Raw genomic sequence first — 19,314 nt, 5'->3', positions numbered from 1 at the left:
AACATGCCTTGGTGCGTCTCCATCGCGGAGACCGCTTGGGGCTACTGACGACGAGGGCCTTCGGCCAACGGGCTGCCGACGCTCAGGAAGCTTGCCTCAAATCGGCGCGGTCATCGGCCGCGCTGATTGCATTCGCTCACGCAGGCCACCGTGGCGCTGGATCGGGCGTTGCAGGGCAGCGCGCAGTGCCGGTTCGGTGCACCACAGCTCGGCGCGATCGCGTGCGCGGGAAACGCCGGTGTAGACCAGTTCGCGGCAGAGCAGGCGGTTGTCGGGATCAGGTGGCAGCACCACCGCCACATCGCGGTATTCCGAGCCCTGGCTGCGGTGGATGGTGATCGCCCACGCGCTCTCGTGGGTGGGCAGGGCGCGCGGCGAATAGCTGCGCAGGCCGGCGTTGCCCTCCCGGTCACTGACTTCAAACCACACGCGCAGGCCTTGCGCACCCTGCAACGCGATGCCCACATCGCCGTTGAACAGGCCGCGGGTGTAGTCGTTGCGAGTGATGATTACCGGGCGGCCCTGGTACCAGGCCTGGCGAAAGTCGAGGTCGAAGCGTGCGGCGAGCCGACGCGTGAGCAGCGTATTGATGCCTTGCGCGCCAAACGGACCATCGCGCAGCGCACACAGTATTTGCAACTGGCGCAGTGACGGAATGGCGTCGGTGGCCTCGATACCTGGCGCGAGCAGGGACTGCAGCACGTCGAGGTGATCGGCAATCCAGTGATCCACACAATGAAGCAGTTGCCGAGGGTCGGCACAATCGCGCATCTGCAGATCGCCGTCGGCATGTTCGGTCAACAGCTTGTCGAGCCACGCCGGCTCGGGTGCGTCGCGCAACGCTTCGATGCCATGCTGCAGGCCACTGCCGGCGCGCCAGCTGTGAGTCAGCGTGATCACGTGACCGGCCAGTGCGCCAAGGCTCTCGCCAACCGCTGGCGTTTCCTGCAGCAAGGGCGTGAGCAGGGTGGCGAGCGCTGCCGGCATCTGGTTGCCCGGCGCGCCGGCGACGATGTCGGCGAGTACCGAGCCGGCGTCCACCGAGGCGAGCTGGCCGGGGTCGCCTAGCAGGATCAGCACGGTTTCGGGGCGCAGTGCATCGAGCAGTTGCCGCATCATCGCCAGATCCACCATCGACGCTTCGTCGACCACCACGATGTCGGCTGCCAGCGGATGGTGCGGGCCGTGGCGAAAGCTGTTGTCGTGCGGCTGGTAGCCGAGCAGGCGATGCAGTGTGCGTGCATCGGCATGCGGGATGTGCTGCAGCAGGTCCCGCGTAGGGCGGGCTCCGCCCGCCGGCTCTTGTTTGGGGGTCGCGTGGCGCTGGGCGGCGGGCAGAGCCCGCCCTACGGTTTCGACGGGCTGGGTGGCGGGCAGAGCCCGCCCTACGGTTTCGACGGGCTGGGCGGCGGGCGGAGCCAGCCCTACGGTTTCGGCGGGCTGGGCGGCGGGCGGAGCCCGCCCTACGGTTTCGACGGGCTGGGTGGCGGGCGGAGCCCGCCCTACGGTGGGGGGCAGGGTGTCTTGCAGGTCGGCTTTGCCTTTGGCGATGGCCTGGGCCAGGCGTTGCGCGGCTTTGCCGGTGGGTGCGGCCAGGGCGATCGATGGCTGGGCGGGCAGGCCGCAGGCCTGCGCATGGCGCAGCAGCATCAGCAGCATGCGCACCACGGTCGTGGTCTTGCCGGTGCCCGGGCCGCCGGTGAGCACGAACAGCCGTGTGCCGGGCACGGCGGCTACCGCCGCGCGTTGCCAGTCGGTGGGGCCGGCCGGCATGCCGGCGAACAGGGCATCGAGGTCGACGGCGAGCGTGTCGCTGGGAACCGGCAGGCTGCGCGCGGCGCAGCGTTGCAGGATGGCCGTGGCGAGTGTTGCCTCGTGTTGCCAGTTGCGCCACAGGTAGAAGCGCTTGCGTGCATCCAGCACGAACGGCGTGAAGGTGGAACCTTCACCTACCCAGGGGTGCTGGCGCAGTGTATCGAGCGCGTCAGCGTCGAAGCGGGTGCCGCTGTCGGGTTCATCCAGCAGTGCGCAGGCGTGTCCGTGTCCTTCGGCCCGACTGGCGGCCCGCACTGCCGCGGCCAGCAGTGCCGAGCCGGTGCGCTCTTGCACCCACTGCGCCAGGCGCTGGTCGATCGCCCGCTCATCGGGAGTAGGAGAAGATGAGGGAAGCCCATTCATGCCGCGGCCTCCTCGGCACCGGCAAAGGCGTCATCGAGTGCCTCGATCAGGGCGGGCGGCCAGGATTTGCGCCATACACCCAGTTCCTTGCCAAGCCCCAGTACGCGAACGAACAGGTAGCGGCTGTCGCCAAGGTGGCGTTCGGCGGTATAGCCGTCCATTCGCTGGCGCAGGTAGCGGTGCAGCGCGACGGTGTAGATCAGTGCCTGCAGCGGATAGTGGTGTTCGGCCATGGCGGCGTCCAGTGTGGTGCCGCGGTAGTCGTCGAGGCTTGAGCCGAGCCAGTTGGTCTTGTAGTCGAGTACGTGGAAGCGTCCGTTCCAGGTCAGGATCAGGTCGGCGAAGCCAGTGAGCATGCCATTGAGCGTCGCTGTGCTCAGGCCTGCCGGAATCACCTCGGCACAGCCATGGGCGATGCAAAACTCGCGCAGGCGCGCAAGGGAAACCTGGTGCACGGGGAACTGGAACTCGAACTCGACAATGCGCTGATCGGCTGCGACGTTGGCCAGGCGCAATCCGTCGCCCAGGTCGGCCTGGCGGGCGCGGTCGATCATCCGGCCGACGCGTTCCAGTGCGTCGTCGGCATCGATCGCGTCGCTGCGGATTGCCTGCGCGGTGAGTTCGCGCTGCAACAGCCGGCGCTGGTCCGGCCAGAGTGGGCAAGGCTCAGCCAGTTCGAACAATTTGTGCACGGCGTCGCCAAAGCGCGGGCCGCGCAACGGGTACAGCGAAAGCAGGCGGGAGTCCTCGGCCTTCGGGGTTACGCCAGCGGCAGGTTGCTCCTGGCCGGGCTCGTCCAGGTTGTCGCTGATGTCCACGGTGGTGGCTGCTGCGGCGTAGCGGCTCAGCCCGCTGAAGCTGTGCAGCCACTGGAACGGACGCAGTTGCGGCAAGGGCGCCTGCGTGGCGCGCGGGGATGGCGCGGTGGCGGGAGCCTGGTAGCGAACCCATTCCTGCGCAAAGGGCGACGCTATCGCGACACCGCCGAGTTTCGACGCGAGCGTATCGAGCGAGGTCTCGTTTTCCTTCAGGCCGAGCCGCTGCTGAGCCCGGGTGATCAGCACGTCGATGGCCGCGCGTTTCCACGCCTGGTCATCGCAATCCGATAGCGGGCCGCGATCCGCCCAGTAGACATGCAGGCTGTGCACTGCGCGCGTCATGGCCACATAGAGCAGGCGCAAACGCTCCTGCAAGTCCTCCTTGAAGTGTTGGCCGCGGTGTGCGATGAAATCCGCCGAGCCCAGGTCGATACAGCGTTGATCCGAAGCATCGTGGTAGCGCAGCAGCCTGGGTGCGTGGTTGCCGTCGCTGGCGCGGATGCGCCAGACCAGCGGCAGGAAGACGATCGGAAACTCCAGGCCCTTGCTGGCATGGATGGTCAGCAGCTGGACGCGGCGGGCATCGCTCTCGATGCGCAGCTGGCGCTCGTCGGCGGCTTCGGTATCGCCGTCGCTTCCGTCCATGCGCATCTCGCGCAACCAGGCATGCAGGCCGTCGAGACCCTGCAGCAGGCTTTCCTGCTCGGCCAGCAACTCGCCCAGATGGCGCAGGTCGGTGAGCAGGCGTTCGCCCTCGGGGAGCGCCAGCAGTTCGGTGGCGCGCGTGCCGAGGATGTCCCCGATCAGTGCCAAAACGCCTCGTTGCCGTACCAGTCCGCGCCAGCTCTCGAAGCGCTCCAGTTCGTGCTCGAACGCGTCGGGATGCTCCTGCCAGTGCGCAAAATCCGCCAGTGTGGCGCCGAGCAGCCGGGTGGCCAGCGCCCCGCGAACGGACTGGTCGTCGTCCGGGTGCAGCACGGCGAACATCAGCAAGTCCAGCTCGCGGGCCAGCTCGCCCGAGAAGATGTTGCCGCGCCCGCTGCCGACGCAGGGTACGCCGCGCGCCACCAGACGCTGGCGCAGGGCCATGATCTGCGGGTTGGTCGACAGCAGCACGGCGATGTCGCCGGGACCGACCCGCGTTGCCGCAATCTTTTGCTGGGGGTCGTTCAACAGTTGCGCGATACGGTTGGCGCAATCATCCAGCGCCAGCGATTCCAGTTCTCCTAACGCGCTCAACGGCTTGTCGTCCTTGTCGGTGGCATCGCCACGGAACGGGTGGATCACCAGCGGCATCGACACCGTCTGGTGGTCGACCGTGTACGGGTGCTTGTCGGTCCCGCCGGCTGCCGCGACGCGTTGATAACGGATATGCGGATGCTCGAAACCGCCATCGACATGCCCGTACCAGTCATTCAGCGCCTCGACCAGCACGGTGCTGGAACGGTAGTTTGTGCCGAGCGAGAAGTGGTGCTGGGCTTGTTCGGCGGCGCGAAGGTAAGCGGCGATGTCGCCGCCTCGGAAGCTGTAGATCGCCTGCTTCGGATCGCCGATCATCACCAGGGTGCCGCGCTCGCGATAGATCCGGTCGAAGATGGCGAACTGGCGCTGGTCGGTGTCCTGGAACTCGTCGATCAGGGCAACCGGAAAAGCGTCGTACAAGCGATCGGCCAGCAAGTCGCTGGCCTCGGGGCCGCACAGGCGCTGGTGCACCGTGTCGATCAGCATCGAGAAGGTGAGTACACGACGCTGGTTGGCACGCCGCGGGATCTCCTCCCGGCAGAAGCGCGCAGCATCGGCGAGCACGGCGCCGCGGGTGAACACATCGCGCAGACCGAGCAGAGGGCGCAGTGTCTGCAACGCACGGATCAGCGGGTGGTCCGACAGTTCTCCCACGTGGGCGGTCGATTCCTGCGCGGCTAGTTTGTCGGGTTCAAATACATCGGAGACCGACTTGGTCAACTGCGCTTCATCATCATCGCGCAACGCCGTGGTGATTTCGGACAGCCGGCTGCGCAACGCGGCATTGCTGCGCTTGTACAGCGAAGCGTTGTCGGCCAGTCGCTGCAGTTCGGCGATATGGTCTGGCAGCTTCAACGCCGCGATCTGCCGCTCCAACTCGGCCAGTCCGCCGTCCACGATCCGCGCATCGACGTTGTTGCTCAATCCGCCAAGGTCGCGCAGCAGGCCTTCGGGGCCGTCTTTCAGCAGCAGTTCGGCCTCGCGCGGGTCGACGGCCGCCGTCAGATAGCGACGTCGCCAGAAGTCCTCCACGCATTCGCGCTGCAGTTGCGATTCGTCGAACAGTTTGTCGGCGGCGAATGCGGCACCGCTCTCCAGCGGATAGTCACGCTGGACGCGCTGGCAGAACGCATGGATGGTCGACACCGGCGCGCGGTCGAGGTCGGTTCGCGCCAACTGGATGCGGCGCAGGGCTTGTCGCCTCAGCGTTTCGTCTGGACACAGCCCGGCGAGCCATGTGTGCAGCGGGTTCGTGCTGGCCGGATCGAGTGCGCCGGCTTCGAGCAGATTCTCGACTTCGACCAGACGTCGGCGCAGGCGTTCGCGCAGTTCCTGGGCCGCGGCGTCGGTGAAGGTGGTGACCAGGATGTTTTCCACTGGCAGGCCACGTTCCAGCAGCAGGCGCAGATAGATGACCCCGATGTTCCAGGTCTTGCCGGTGCCGGCACTGGCCTCGATCAGGACGCGCCCGTGCAAAGGCATCGTGCGCCAGTCGAGCAATGGCGTGGCGGGGTTCATGACCGGGATTCCTTCAGCAAGGTTGCATGCGCCGGATCGAGCACACCGCAGACCAGTTCGGTGGCGTTGATGAAGGCGTGATGCTCGGGACTGTTCGGGTCGAGCATGCTCAGCCCGCGCGTCAGCAGCGCCGCGTAGCCTGGCGCGTAGTCGCGCTCTCCGGCTTGCGTGTAACCATTGCCTTCCCAGGCGGACCTGGCCTTGTGTGCCCGCTCGTCCGGTTCGGCACAGGCCCAGGCCAGCGCGGTTTTCGGAAAGAACAGCAGCGGCTCCCGTTCCGCACGGCGACTGGCCTCGATCAACGTATGCAGGCCGCGACGCAACTGTTCGGTGTCCTGCGCGTGGACCAGCGACAGCAGGCTGCTGCGGCGCACGGGTTGGGATTTGGGGCCTGGTTCCAGGTACTCTCCTTGCGCCACAGCAGGCAGGCCCAGTTGCAGCGCGGCCCAGTCGATGTAGTAGCCCAGCAGCTCTTTCAGACCGATCTGGCGCGCCGGTTGCACGTCAAACAACAAGGGTGCGCCGGTGGCGGCGCGAAAAACCCGCTGCACGGTGCCGGTCAGGCGCACGCCATCGCCGAGGTCGAGATCAATGGCCTGCGGCATCCTCTGGGCCCGCTCATTGGCAAACAAGGGGCGGGCACCGTCAAGCAAGGGTTGCAGTTGACCGCGCAGGTCGCGCCAGCTGCGCTCACCGATGGCGCCGCCGGCGAGCAGGCCCGAGCGTGCCAGCCAGGCTGGTGGTTCGGTCGCAAGTGTGTGGGCACCCTGGGCGAGTGCCTCGAACAGCACCTGCCGGTCGATGCGTTCGATGCGAGCCAGCCCGGTTTCCAGCGGCTCGCGGTCGGGCCAGCCGGCATCGTCGAGGGCTTGCAGGCTGATACCGTGGCCGCGCAGCAGCGCGGCCTTGGCCGGATCGCGCCAGAAACGGTGCAGCGCATCGAGGGAAATTTCATCCGCGTTGCTGAGCGGTGCGCTGGCTTCGCGGTCCAGAAAGCGCGGTTCGACGTGGTCGGACGGGATCGCCGCGAATGCCGGATCGTAGGTGAACAGCCGCGGGTCATGCCGCGGCTGGCCCTCGGCATCACGCTCGTAGTAGCGCGCATCGAAGGGTTGCAGTGGATGGCGTACCAGCCAGGGTCGGTCGGAATGTTCGTCGGCGCTGATGCCGTATTGCTCGTCCAGGAATTGCAGCAGCTCGGCCAGCGGCGCGGCCGGATTGCGTGGTTTGCCGTCGCGCACACCTTCACCGATGTAGCTGATGTGCAGCGTTTCACGCGCCGACATCAATGCTTCGAGGAACAGGTACCGATCCTCGTTGCGCGTGTCGCGGTCGCCGTGGCGCGGCTGACGGGGGATGCGATTGATGCCGGCATCCTGGCCCGGACGCGGGAACTCGCCCTCGTTCATGCCGAGCAGGCAGACCAGGCGGAACGGGATCGAGCGCTGCGGCACCAGTCCGCAGAAGGTCACGCCGCCGAGCAGGAAGGCTTGCCGTTCCGGCACGGCCCCAAGGGCGCCGCGCAAGGCTTCACGCACCACGCTCCAGGGCAGGTTGGCGGTCAGGCCGGTCTCTTCGGCCTGGCTGCCGAGATCCGCCGCGAGTCGACGCAGACTGTCGAGAGCATGGTTCTCCGCTTCGTCGCGTGGGTCGGCAAGGAACAGTGCATCGATCAACTGCAGCAACCACTGGCTCCAGGCGGCCAACGGGCGTTCAGTGCCGAACGCGGTGCGGGCGCGGCGCAGTTGGTCGAGCAGGCGATCGAGCTGGCCCAGTGCTTCGGTAGCGCCACCGGAGACGCCCGGCAGCGGCAGGATGTCGTCGAGCAGTCGATCCTTGTCATCGTCGCCGGCGATCAGGCCGGCGTACATGCGGTCCAGGCCGAATTGCCAGCTGTTGGCATCGACGGCTTCGGCGCCAACCTCGGCCTTCATTGCCGCATCGAGGCCCCAGGCTATATGGGCGCGATGCAGCCACGCTTCCAGCGCGTCGCGGTCGGCGCCGTCGAGAGCGAAGCGACGGGCCAGGGCAGGCACGTCGAGCAGGTCGAATACCTCGCTGACCGTGAAGCGACTCTCGGCCAGATCCAGGACCTGGCTGAACGCGCCGAGCAGCGGATGGGTGCGGGCCATGCCCACATCAGCCAGGTGCCAGGGAATATGCGCGGGCGCATCGCGATACTTCGCCGGTTCGCCGAAGACGGCGGCCAGATAGGGGGCATAGGCGCTGATATCAGGCGCCATCACCACGATGTCGCGATGCTGCAGGTCGGGGTTGTCGGCAAGGCAGCGCAGTATTGCGTTCTTCATCACTTCGAGTTCGCGCAAACGCGTGTGGCAGGCGTGCACGCGCAGGCTGGCGTCATGCCGCAGTGCTGGCGGGAGGTCGCATGATTCACCGGCGTCCGCCATGGCTTCGCGGATCGGCGTGCCGACCAGCTCCGGCTGCAGGCAGCGGATGCTGGATTGCAGCCGGGCCAACAGCGTGGGCGTCTCGGCCGAGGGCTCGGCCTCGTCCAGCGGATCACGCAACTCGAGCGCGTCGCATTCGTCCAGGGTGATGCAGAAGTCCTGCGCGATCCGGCCCAGCGCCACCAGCAACGGGTGGCCGATCTCGTAGTACAGCGCGTCCGGGTCACCCTCCTGCTGCAACTGGAAGCGGCGGCTGCGCAGGTCCGACCAGTATTCACGGCAGGGATCGGGGAAGTACAGGTGCACCGGCGTGCGCCGTGCGCTGACCTGCAGCGCCTGCAACACGTCGGGCGGTAGGTGGCTGACGCCGAATACGTGCAGCGGCGTGGTCGACGGTTCGGGATCGCCGGCAAGAGCGTCGAGCAAGGCGGCACTGCGCCTGGCCCGGTGCGGTCGCGCGATGGCCGCCTGCAGTTGCCGCCACAGCGCGGCCTGCCAGTCCTGGTCGGACAAGCTGCGATCGTGCGCGCCGGCTTGTTCCCAGGCCAGGATCCAGTCCGGACGATAGAGCAGGTATTGGGTGTAGACGCCGGCCAGGTGTTCGGCCAGCTGGAAGCGCCGGCGCGCGTCCTCGTCGCCGGCAAGATAGGCGCTGACCTCGGCGGATTCCAGGTTGGGCAAGGCCGTCAGGATGCGCCAGCGCAACAGCTCGTGTCGCCAGGGGCCGCCGACCAGCGCCTCGTCGCCGAGCACGCGCCGGGCGCTGCGTTCGAACCATTGCCACGGCAGGATCATGTCGAAGTTGGCGGCGATGCCATGCTCGCCGTCGGAGCCGCGACGCTGCGCAAGACGACCCAGCAGCCAGCGCTGCAGCCCCGGGTGCGCGACGACGACGGTCTGCGGCGCCAGTGGATTGGCTGGCCGCTGCGCTTCCAGTTGGCGCGCGAGCTCGTCGGCCAGTCGCTCGGTGCGGCTGCCCCGATGGACAATGAGGCGGCCCGGGTTGTCGGGGGTTGGTCGCGGCACGGCAGGCTCTGCGCAAATCGGAGCACACAGCATAACGAGCCGGCGTCGCATCCCCCGAGATTTGTTTTCGTGGAAAGGCACCTGTCGATTCGGCTCGCCCTGGTTCGTCGCGTGGACAGGGCCCGCATGCTGCGCGGTTCACGTTAGCCGACCCCAGGAGACACGACAATGCGATGCATGGTGATGATCAAGGCCACGGCCGATTCCGAAGCCGGCGTGATGCCGGGCGAAGAGCTGCTGGCCGCGATGGGCAGGTTCAACGAGGAGCTGGTCAAGGCTGGCGTGATGCTTGCGGGCGAGGGGTTGCAGCCGAGCGCCAAGGGTGTGCGGGTACGCTTCTCGGGTAGCCAGCGCCACGTGGTTGACGGACCGTTTGCCGAGACCAAGGAGCTGATTGCCGGCTTCTGGTTGTGGCAGGTGAAGTCGATGGACGAGGCGGTCGCGTGGGTGAAGCGCTGCCCGAATCCCATGCCCGGCGAGTCGGTGATCGAGATCCGCCAGGTGTTCGAGGCGGAGGATTTCGGCGATGCGTTCACGCCCGAGTTGCGTGAGCAGGAAGCGCGGTTGCGCGAGCACATGGACGGTCCGCGCTGAGCGCTCTGCGGGCGGGCCTTGCGCCTGCGCAGTGCCGGTGGTGTGATCGGCGCCCATGAGCGTGACAGACACCCATCGTGCGATCGACGCCGTCTGGCGGATCGAATCGGCGCGCTTGATCGCCAGCCTTGCACGGATGCTGCGCGATGTCGGCCTGGCCGAGGAACTGGCGCAGGATGCACTGGTGATCGCGCTGGAACAGTGGCCGCAAGCCGGCGTGCCGGACAACCCCGGCGCCTGGCTGATGACCACCGCCAGGCGCCGCGCGATCGACCGGTTGCGGCGGAGCAAGTTGTTGGAGCGCAAGCACCTCCAGCTGATGCACGAGTTGGAGGACGAGCAGGCTTCGGCCGAATCGGCCGCGGAGGCAGCGTTGGATGATCCGTTTGGCGACGACCTGTTGCGGTTGATCTTCACCGCTTGCCATCCGGTGCTGTCGGTGGAGGCGCGCGTGGCCTTGACCCTGCGCCTGCTCGGCGGCCTGACCACGGACGAGATCGCGCGCGCGTTCCTGGTGCCCGAGCCAACGGTTGCCCAGCGCATCGTGCGTGCCAAACGCACGCTGGCGAAATCTGCGGCGGCCTATGAAGTGCCCCGGGGTGACGAGATCACCGAACGGCTGGACTCGGTACTCGGGGTGATCTATCTGATCTTCAACGAAGGCTACGCGGCGACCAGCGGTGACGACTGGATGCGTCCGCGCTTGTGCGAAGACGCGCTGCGTCTGGGCCGGATACTGGCCGGCTTGATGCCGCGCGAGCCCGAAGTGCATGGGCTGCTGGCGCTGATGGAGATCCAGGCGTCGCGGGCCAGGGCGCGCGTCGACGCCCAAGGCGAACCGATCCTGCTGCGCGACCAGAACCGGGCGTTGTGGGACCGGCTGCTGATTGGTCGCGGGTTGGCTGCGCTGGAGCGAGCGCACAAGCTGGGTGGGGAGTTTGGCTCGTATGCCTTGCAGGCCGGGATCGCTGCCTGCCACGCGCGTGCGCCCACGGCGGCTGATACCGATTGGTCGCGCATTGCTGCGTTGTACGCGGTTCTGGCGCAAGTCATGCCTTCGCCGGTGGTCGAGCTCAATCGCGCCGTGGCCGTCAGCATGGCTGCGGGCCCGGCCGAGGGACTGGCGCTGGTCGATGCGCTGGCTGACGACCCCAGCCTCAAGCACTATCACCTGTTGCCCGCGGTGCGTGGCGAACTGCTGGCCAGGCTTGGTCGGGACGGGGAGGCGCGTCAGGAGTTCGAGCTGGCCGCAACCCTGACCCGCAACCGTCGCGAGCGCGAGTTGATGAGCGAACGGGCCCGTACCTGCGGCGACAGGTGACGTGCTTCGCTGCTCCAACTGTGACCCGGAGCGTCTCAAATCCGGCCGCGACGGGGCCGTCGTGGTCAGGGGAAGTCGCGCATGGCGCGCTTTCACGGCGCTCCGGGCAAATTTGGCCCGATGGCCTGACTCTTGCTTGGGATTTTTCCTGAAACCCGCCCGGGCGGTCATGCGGCCTCGCGCGACGGGCTCACGCGGCCCAGGGCGCGATTCACGTCGTGATGACTGGCGGGTGCGCAGGTTGCCAGGGTGGTGCGTTCTGGGAAAGGATCAGCAATGGGGACGGAGGGACAAGATCGACAGCACGGCGAGCTTCGCGAACGCTTCTATCAGAGCGTGGCGGAGACACTTACGCTGTTGCACCCGGCCGCGGATTACGACGGTCGGCGCGCCCTGCTCGAAGTGGCGACGACGCTCGCCAGCACCATGGATCTGCCGCTGGTGTGGATCGGACGCCGCGATCCGGGCAAATCCCTGCTCGATCTGGTAGCTGCCGGCACCGCGGCAGAATATGCCATGTCGCTGCCGATCAGCGATGATGCGCGCGAACCGGGTGGACGTGGTCCGGCGGGTGTGGCCTTGCGCGAAGGTCGCCCGCAGCTGGCTTCGATCAACATTCCCGAGTATGCGGATTGGCGCGAGGCGGCCCAACGGTACGGGCTGGACTCGCTGATCGTGGCGGCGTCGGGAACGGCCGATGGTGGCCAGCTCGCACTTGCCGCGTATTCGCGTGCCGGTGGCCCGGCGCTCACCGACGAGCTGCTCGACTGGGCGCAGCGACTGGCCGACGAACTGGCCCGCTTCTGGGATGACCAGGCACAACTTGAGCGGAACTTGCGCCTGAGTCGCTACCGCGATGCACACCGCACCATCCAGCGGGCCATGCTCAATCATCCCGAGCCTTCGGCCATCTACCTGGCACTGGCCAACACGTTGATCAACGACGCCGCAGCCACCGCCGTCATCGTCTACGTGCCCGAGGGCGAGACCTTGCGGCGCGTGGTAGGTGTCGGTCGCGTTGCCGAGGCGATCGGGGTTCTGCCCGAACCGCCTGTGCACAGCCATGACTCCACGCCCCCTGCCTCCACCCAGGCCTGCATGGAGGGTCAGCCCGTGGTACGACTGCAGCCCTTGGTGCATCCGGATGTGTCGGAGGGCGGCCATGGGGGCGCGCTGGCGGACATGGCTGCAATAGGTTGCTGGCCGATATTCTCCGGTCTGCCTGGAGATCAGGACGCGGAACACCGTGCGGCGGCCGTATTGCTGCTGGCGATGGCAGAGGTCGACGCATTCGATGCCGACATGCGTCGGTTGCTCGATGAGATTGCCGACACCGTGGGGCTAGCGCTGCGCCAGTACAACCACCACCAGGCGCTGTCGCAGGAACAGGAACGCCAGACCTATCTCGCCCTGCATGATGCCCTGACCGACCTGCCCAATCGGCGCGCGCTGGACTACCACCTCGAGCGCGCGCTCGCCCGCGCAGCGCGGCATCAGCATCTGGTGGCGGTCGGCATGCTCGACCTGGACGATCTCAAACCGATCAACGATCGCTACGGTCATGCCGCCGGGGACCGCGTACTGGTCGAGGTGGCGCGCCGACTGCACGATTCGCTGCGTTCGGAGGATTCGGTGGCACGCGTGGGCGGCGACGAGTTCGTGCTGGTGTTCGAGGATCTGGCCAGCGAGGACGATCTGGCCGGTCTGCTGGAACGACTGTGGCAGTCGTTGCGGCGGCCGATCGAGCTCGGCGAATCGAGTATCGAAGTCACCGTCAGTCTGGGCGTCGCGTTGTATCCGACCCATGGCCAGGCCAACGGCGAGCACTTGCTGCGGCTTGCCGATCAGGCGATGTACCAGGTCAAGACGCGCAAGCGGCAGCGGTCGCAATGGTGGGCGCTGGCGCGGCCGGGGGATGATGCCGGGATCGCGTCCGCGGATGAGCCTGTGGTGCCGGCACCGCATGGTGAGCCGGCATGCGACCTGCTGCGATCGTGCGTGGACGCGTGGCAAGCGCATTTGCCGGAGATCGTCGAGCGCTATTGCAGCGCGCTTCAGCGGCACGCCGGTATTTCGGGGCTGCTGCAGCGCCTGCCACCCCTCGCGCTGGATGCGGTCAAGGCGGATCTCCTGCGTCAGCTGCACACCTTGTGCTATCCCCCTCTCGACCTGGAAGCCCAGCGTGCCGGAGCGATCAAGGCCGGTGCCGGCCAGGCGGCGTGCGGGATGGAAGAGGCATGGTTGCCGGGAGCCATCGAGCAACTGCGCGGCATTCTCGCCGATACGTTGGGGGCCGGCTCCCGCGCGAATCGCGGTGGGCTGGCGGTCGTGCTTCAGCGCCTGGCCATGGAACAGGAATGGCGTTTGGAGGGTATGCGTGAACTGCAGCGTCGGCGCGATGCCATGCTGGCCAGGATCCACGCTGCGGCCTGGGCGGCGCACGACTACCTGCAACTGCTCGAGGATGTGGTCAACGCGCTGGCGACCCATGAGGAAGTCGTCGCGTGCGCGGTGGTTCGTCCCGACATCCATGGCGAGCTCATTCATGAGCTGGTGGCCGGCGCGGTGCCGGCGGAGTATTTGCGCATCACCAACCGCGGCGTGGCGCCGCCGGTCCGCCTCGATCGGGAAAGCATGCACGACGACGAGCCACTGCAGCGCGCCTGGTGGACCGGAGGGGTCGAGCGTTGCACCCACTATGGCAGCGATCCGGCCATGGCAGCATGGCGCGATACCGCCATGCGCCATGGCATTGTTTCGCACGTTGCCATTGCGCTGTGCCTGCCGCCGCACAAACCGGTGGCCATGCTCGCGCTGTACAGCCCGCATGCCGGAGGATTCCGCAGCGAAAGCCAGCAGTCGTTCATTGCCCAGATCAAGATGGTGCTGGAACTTGCCTTGCTGCGCATGGCGCCCCGCCACCAGCTTGCCGCGTTGCTGCCGGCGTTCGTGCGCAAGCGCTGGCGCAGCATGCTCGCCGGAGGGGCGCTGCGCATGCACTACCAGCCGATGATCAAGCTGGCCGACGGCGAGGTGGCGGGGTTCGAGGCGCTTGCGCGCCTGCTCGATGGTCCGGATGGACTGCAGTTGCCAGCCAACTTCATGCCGGCGCTGGGTGCGGCCGGACTGATGCGTTTGTTCCGCGACGGGGTGATTCAGGCAGTCGCGTGCCGACAGTCCCTGGCCCGCACCGGCCTGGTGCTTGGCATGTCGGTGAACGTGCCGGTGGCAGCGCTGCGCGATGCACGCTATGCGCGCACGGTGGAGACCATCCTGCAGGCCAGTGGCTGCCCGGTGGGCTCGTTGCGTTTCGAGGCATTCGAACCGGCCAGCGGAACGGGATGCTGGGCCTTGCTGGCCGAAACCGGCGTGCAGTCCCTCAAGTCGATCGATCGGCACCAGCTCGAAGATGACATGACGCTCAGCCGCAGCCTGGTGGCGCGCTTGTGCCAGTCGCCGTTCGACCGCATCAAGATCGACCAGGCGATCATCGCCCAGGTCCGGCACGATCCGTTGGGCACGCTGCGACTGATCCGTCAGTTGATTCGTGCAGGTCACGATTTGTCGATGGAAGTCGTGGTCGAGGGGTTGGAGTCGCCCGGCATGGTGGAGGCGGCCTTGACCCTTGGCGCCGACTACGGCCAGGGCTTCGCGCTGGCACACCCGATGCCACCGGAGACGCTTTCGGGTTGGCTTGCTGGCTTCCGGGCGCGCGGGCAGCAGGCCTGTCCGCGCAGTGCGCTGGGCGCGCTCGCCGGTGTGCTGCGCTGGGAGGAGCGATTCGTGGAGCTTTTCGACGAACCCGAAGCTCGTGCGCGGCATGTGCGTGCAGGCATAGTCGGAGCATATCTGTCCGAGGCAGGTGTTGCAGCCGGGGCCTTGGTTGCCAGTCACCAGGCCACGCTGGATGCTGCCGTGCGTGGGCCATTCGATTCCGACTATGGTCGACACCGCGATCTATTCTTTTCGCTGCTGGTGGAGCGGGTCCTCGTCGAAGAGCAGGACTACCGGCGCTGCCTGACGAATCAGAGCTGACGCCGGCCGGGCGGCGCGTGAGGCCAACTGCGCTCGTGTGGGCGAGACGATCATCCGTGCCAGTTTCAGGTAGGCTGTTTGTCAGTGATGCGGCTGAGTCTGTCCGGGCCGGCGACTCAAGTGCTGACTGGGTGGATTGATGGCTGGGCTGCCGGAGTGCTCCGCGGGTTGCAAGGAGAGGCAGGGAAAGTGACGTTGAGTCCGAAACAAGCTTCGGGTGAGCTGCGTGAACGTTTCTATCGAAGCGTCGCGGAGACCTTGAGCCTGTTGCGCACTGCATCCGGTCATGATCGTCGGCAGGTCCTGCTCGACGTCAGTCGCATTCTCGCGGCGACCATGGATCTGCCGTTGGTGTGGATCGGGCGGCGTGAGCCGAGCGTGCGCGAAGTGGACGTGCTGGCTGCAGCAGGGCCGGCGGAGGCTTACGTATCGGCCTTGCGGCTGAGCAATGATGAGCACGAACCGCAAGGCCGCGGGCCGGTGGGAATCGCGCTGCGTGAGGAGCGCGCACGCGCAACGCTGGTCGATGCCGCGGAGTTTGCGCTGTGGCGCGATGCCGCCCATCGGTACGGATTCGGTGCCTGCATCGTGGCGGCGACACGCACGCATGACGAAGGTCAGTTGGTGCTGGCCACTTACTCCAGCGCAGATGGTCCGGCACTGGGCGAGGAATTGCTGGACTGGGCGCAGCGCCTGGTCGACGAGCTCGGCCGGTTCTGGGACCACCAGGTGCTGCTCGAGCGCAGTACCCGCATGAGCCGTTACCGCGATGCGCAGCGCACGATTCAGCGGGCTCTGCTTGAACAACCCGATCCGGAGGCGGTCTACCGCACCCTGGCTAGTTCCCTGGCCGACATCGCAGGCGCGGCCGCGGTCGATGTCCTGACCGCCGATGGCGCCGACGGCATGCTGCGTCGCGTGGCGCTGGTAGGTCCGGTTGCCCGGGTCATGCTCGGCTTGCCGTTGCCACCGCGGCATCAGGAGGGCCCGGCGATCTTGCTGCCGACGCGCGTATTCATGCAGGGGACGCCGGTGATTCGGCGCGACTTGAGCAAGACGACACCGGTCGACAGCCCCTGGCGCAAGGTGATGCACGGGCATGCCGGTGCCGTGGGTTGCTGGCCACTATTCGCGTTGCCGGCCGGCCAGCCGGACGCCCCGCGGGTGCCGGCTGGCGTGTTCGTGGTGGTGACTGCGGAGGCAGACGCGTTCGACGACGAGATGTGCCGGTTGCTCGACGAAATTGCCGATGCTGCCGGACTCGCGTTGCGGCAACACGCGCAGCGTCGCGCCCTGCTGCAGGAGCAGGAGCGGCAAACCTGGCTGGCTTCGCATGATGACCTCACCGATCTGCCCAATCGCCGTGCACTTGATCGTTACCTGGACACCGTCTTGGCCCGCGCGCAGCGCCGCGGCAAGCGGCTTGCCGTGGGCCTGCTGGATCTGGACGACCTGAAGCCGATCAACGACCGTCACGGTCACGCCGTGGGCGATCGCATCCTGGTCGTGGTGGCCGACAGGCTGCGGCTGGTTCTGCGTGGTGGCGACTACGTCGCACGCCTGGGTGGCGATGAGTTCGTGCTTGTCTTCGACGACCTGGAGCAGGAAGCGGACCTGGATGAACTGCTGGAACGCGTCGGTGCGTCGCTGCTGCAGCCGGTGACCATCGACGGCAAGGTGCTTCCAATAGCTGCCAGTCTGGGTATCGCCATGTACCCCAGCGACACGCATGCCAGCGGTGAGCAGTTGTTGCGCAGGGCCGATCAGGCCATGTACCAGGTAAAAGCGCGCAAACTGCATCGTGCGCGCTGGTGGGCCATAGCCACGCCTGACGGTGTGCTGGAGACGTCCGCAGAATCGGAGGGCAATGCCGCCCCCTACGGCGATGAAGCCGCGGCCATTCTCGGCGCTTGCCGTGATGCATGGTTGTCGCGCTTGCCGGCGGTGGTGGAAGACTATTGCTCTGTGATGCTTCGGCACGAGGGCATTGGCAGGCTTCTGAGCGTGCTTCCTGACGGCGAATTCCGCATCCTCAAGGGGCATGCGTTGCAGGACCTCCAGCTGCTGACCTCGCCTGAACTTGAACTGGTTGACCACCGGGCTCATGCCCTGCGGACGGGTCGGTTCCACGCAGCTTGCGGATTGGAGGAAGTCTGGTTGCTGGAGGCCGTCGAGCACGTGCGCGACAGCCTCGCAACCATTCTGGGACAGGCGCATCGTCGGGCCCTGGCCGTAGTGCTGCAGCGACTCGGAGCTGAATGCCAATGGCAGTTGGAAAGCATGCGTACGCTGCAGCGTGCGCGGGTGGCACTGCTGGCGCGACTCAACGCGCTGGCCTGGTCGGCGGAGAGTTATCTGGAACTCATCCAGGGCGTGGTGGACATCCTGGCGTCGCATATGGAGATCAGCGCCTGTTCGGCAGGTCGCCCTGACGAGTCCGGGCAGTTGACCTACGAGGCCGTAGCCGGCGAAGTCTTCACCACCTACATGCGCGAGTTGACCAGCGGACAGGCATTGCCGATACGCGTGAACGGGGATCACGCAGAGGGCGGTGGGCCCAGCGGGCGCGCCTGGCGCACCGCCACGATCCAGCGCTGCGCACACTTCGGGAGCGATCCAGCCATGGTCGGCTGGCGCGAGATGGCGCTTCGCCTCGGGGTGATTTCGAGCGCGGCCATTCCGCTGTGCTTGTCGCCGTCGAACCCGGTGGTCGTGCTGTCGTTGTACAGCCCTTATGCCGGTGGCTTCAAGAGTGAAGATCAGCAGGCGTTCCTGGAACAGATCAAATCCGTACTCGACCTGGCGCTGGCGCGCCTGGCGCCACCGCGCCAGGGTGCCGAGTTGCTGCCCTTCGCCGTACGCGAGCGCTGGCGCGCAATGATCGCAACCGATGCATTGCAGATGCATTACCAGCCACTGATGCGACTGGCCGACGGCCGGATAGACGAGTTCGAGGCCCTTGCGCGTCTGCGCGATGACAATGGCGACCTGCTTGCCCCGGCGCGGTTCCTGCCCGCGCTGAGCGCCGACGACCTGCTCGTGCTGTTTCGCCACGGCATGGCCCAGGCGGCTGGGTGTCGCGAATCACTGCGACAGGCCGGCTACACGCTGGACATGTCGGTGAATGCCCCCGCGGTGGCGCTGGAGGATTCGCGCTACGCCGAGGCGGTGGCGGCGGTAATCGAGAGCAGTGGCTGTCCCGCGCAGGCGCTGCTGCTGGAGATACTGGAATCACCGATCGGTACCGAGCATGCCGCGTTGCTGGAAGATCCCGGCATGCAGTCGCTCAAGGCGCTCGGCGTGCGTCTGGTCGAAGATGACCTGGGCGCCGGCTACAGCTCCCTGATTCGTCTGCGCCAGTGGCCGTTCGACCGTATCAAGATCGACCAGGCCATCGTCCTTCAGGTCCGCCAGGATCCACTGGGGACCTTGCGCTTCATTCGCCAGTTGATCCGGATCGGACATGAGCTGCGACTGGAAGTGGTGGCCGAAGGGCTGGAATCGCCTGGCCTGATCGAGGCGGCCATGATTCTGGGGGCGGACTTTGGCCAGGGCTATGCTCTGGCGCGTCCGATGCCTTTCGACGCGGTCCTGCCCTGGCTGGCGCAGCACGAGTACCTCTGTGATGTCAGCGTGCCGCGAACCGCGCTGGGCGCGCTGGCCGGCGAGCTGCGCTGGGAAGAGCAGTTCATCGCGTTGCCGGCCGAACCGGAGTTCTGGACGCGGCATGCGCAGGAGAGTTGCCAGCCGGGCGAATACCTGCACGATTCGGATCTCGATGCCGCGCTGGAGACCGCGCACCGGGCGATGCATGTCGCTGCCTCTGCCGGCCCGTCCGATTCCGGTTACCGCCGCCGCCGCGAAGCCTTTCTTGCACTGCTCACCAGACACGTGCTGCGCGAGGAGCGGTCCTGAGCGGTCGCGGATGGCAGAATTTCCGGCCCGTATCCGCGCGACATCGATGGTGGGCGGTGCAAGGATCGAAATTGCGACGCCTGCGGTGCGGAGTGCCCGTGCTGTGCGCACGCTGCACTCTCGCGTAGTCAAACGAGGAAGCCAGCCACATGGGCCGGTTTCAGGATCGATGGTGGGCGGTAGTGGGATCGACCCACTTACCACTGCCGTGTGAAGTGCCCGTTGCTGTGCGCACACCGCGCTTTCGGGTAGTCAA

The 19,314-nt window shown here is 66.9% G+C and carries 7 protein-coding genes; 4 read left to right on the top strand and 3 right to left on the bottom strand.

From position 1 onward, the window contains the following. Positions 1 to 96: 96 nt before the first annotated feature. From recD to recC, 3 genes are read right to left on the bottom strand one after another with little or no spacing between them, the layout of a single operon-like run. On the bottom strand, positions 97 to 2,178 hold the full coding sequence (gene recD, locus AC0L58_RS09905; RefSeq protein WP_473682919.1) for an exodeoxyribonuclease V subunit alpha: 2,082 nt from the start codon (positions 2,176 to 2,178) through the stop codon (positions 97 to 99). After that, on the bottom strand, positions 2,175 to 5,756 hold the full coding sequence (locus AC0L58_RS09900; RefSeq protein WP_473682918.1) for a UvrD-helicase domain-containing protein: 3,582 nt from the start codon (positions 5,754 to 5,756) through the stop codon (positions 2,175 to 2,177). Before AC0L58_RS09900 ends, recD begins: the two co-directional genes overlap by 4 nt. Next, positions 5,753 to 9,193 (bottom strand): exodeoxyribonuclease V subunit gamma, encoded by a 3,441-nt coding sequence (recC, locus tag AC0L58_RS09895; RefSeq protein ID WP_473682916.1) that lies wholly within the window; start codon positions 9,191 to 9,193, stop codon positions 5,753 to 5,755. The genes AC0L58_RS09900 and recC overlap by 4 nt, the downstream gene beginning before the upstream one ends. Positions 9,194 to 9,361: 168 nt before the next feature. On the opposite strand from recC, the gene AC0L58_RS09890 reads away from it, so the two are divergent. From AC0L58_RS09890 to AC0L58_RS09875, 4 genes are all read left to right on the top strand, one after another. Beyond that, positions 9,362 to 9,787: a YciI family protein gene (locus tag AC0L58_RS09890; RefSeq protein WP_473682914.1), complete on the top strand. Its 426-nt coding sequence runs from the start codon at positions 9,362 to 9,364 to the stop codon at positions 9,785 to 9,787. A gap of 55 nt (positions 9,788 to 9,842) precedes the next feature. After that, complete coding sequence (locus AC0L58_RS09885; protein ID WP_473682912.1) at positions 9,843 to 11,108, top strand: RNA polymerase sigma factor; 1,266 nt, start codon at positions 9,843 to 9,845, stop codon at positions 11,106 to 11,108. A 276-nt stretch (positions 11,109 to 11,384) separates the two neighbouring features. Continuing rightward, complete coding sequence (locus tag AC0L58_RS09880) at positions 11,385 to 15,143, top strand: diguanylate cyclase domain-containing protein (RefSeq protein ID WP_473682910.1); 3,759 nt, start codon at positions 11,385 to 11,387, stop codon at positions 15,141 to 15,143. A gap of 189 nt (positions 15,144 to 15,332) precedes the next feature. Continuing rightward, positions 15,333 to 19,058, top strand: a complete 3,726-nt coding sequence (locus AC0L58_RS09875) for a diguanylate cyclase domain-containing protein (RefSeq protein ID WP_473682908.1) — start codon at positions 15,333 to 15,335, stop codon at positions 19,056 to 19,058. Positions 19,059 to 19,314 lie beyond the last annotated feature (256 nt).

It is taken from the genome of Rhodanobacter sp. G2-10, assembly GCF_055809185.1.
This window is presented reverse-complemented; position numbering and strand designations above follow the sequence as displayed.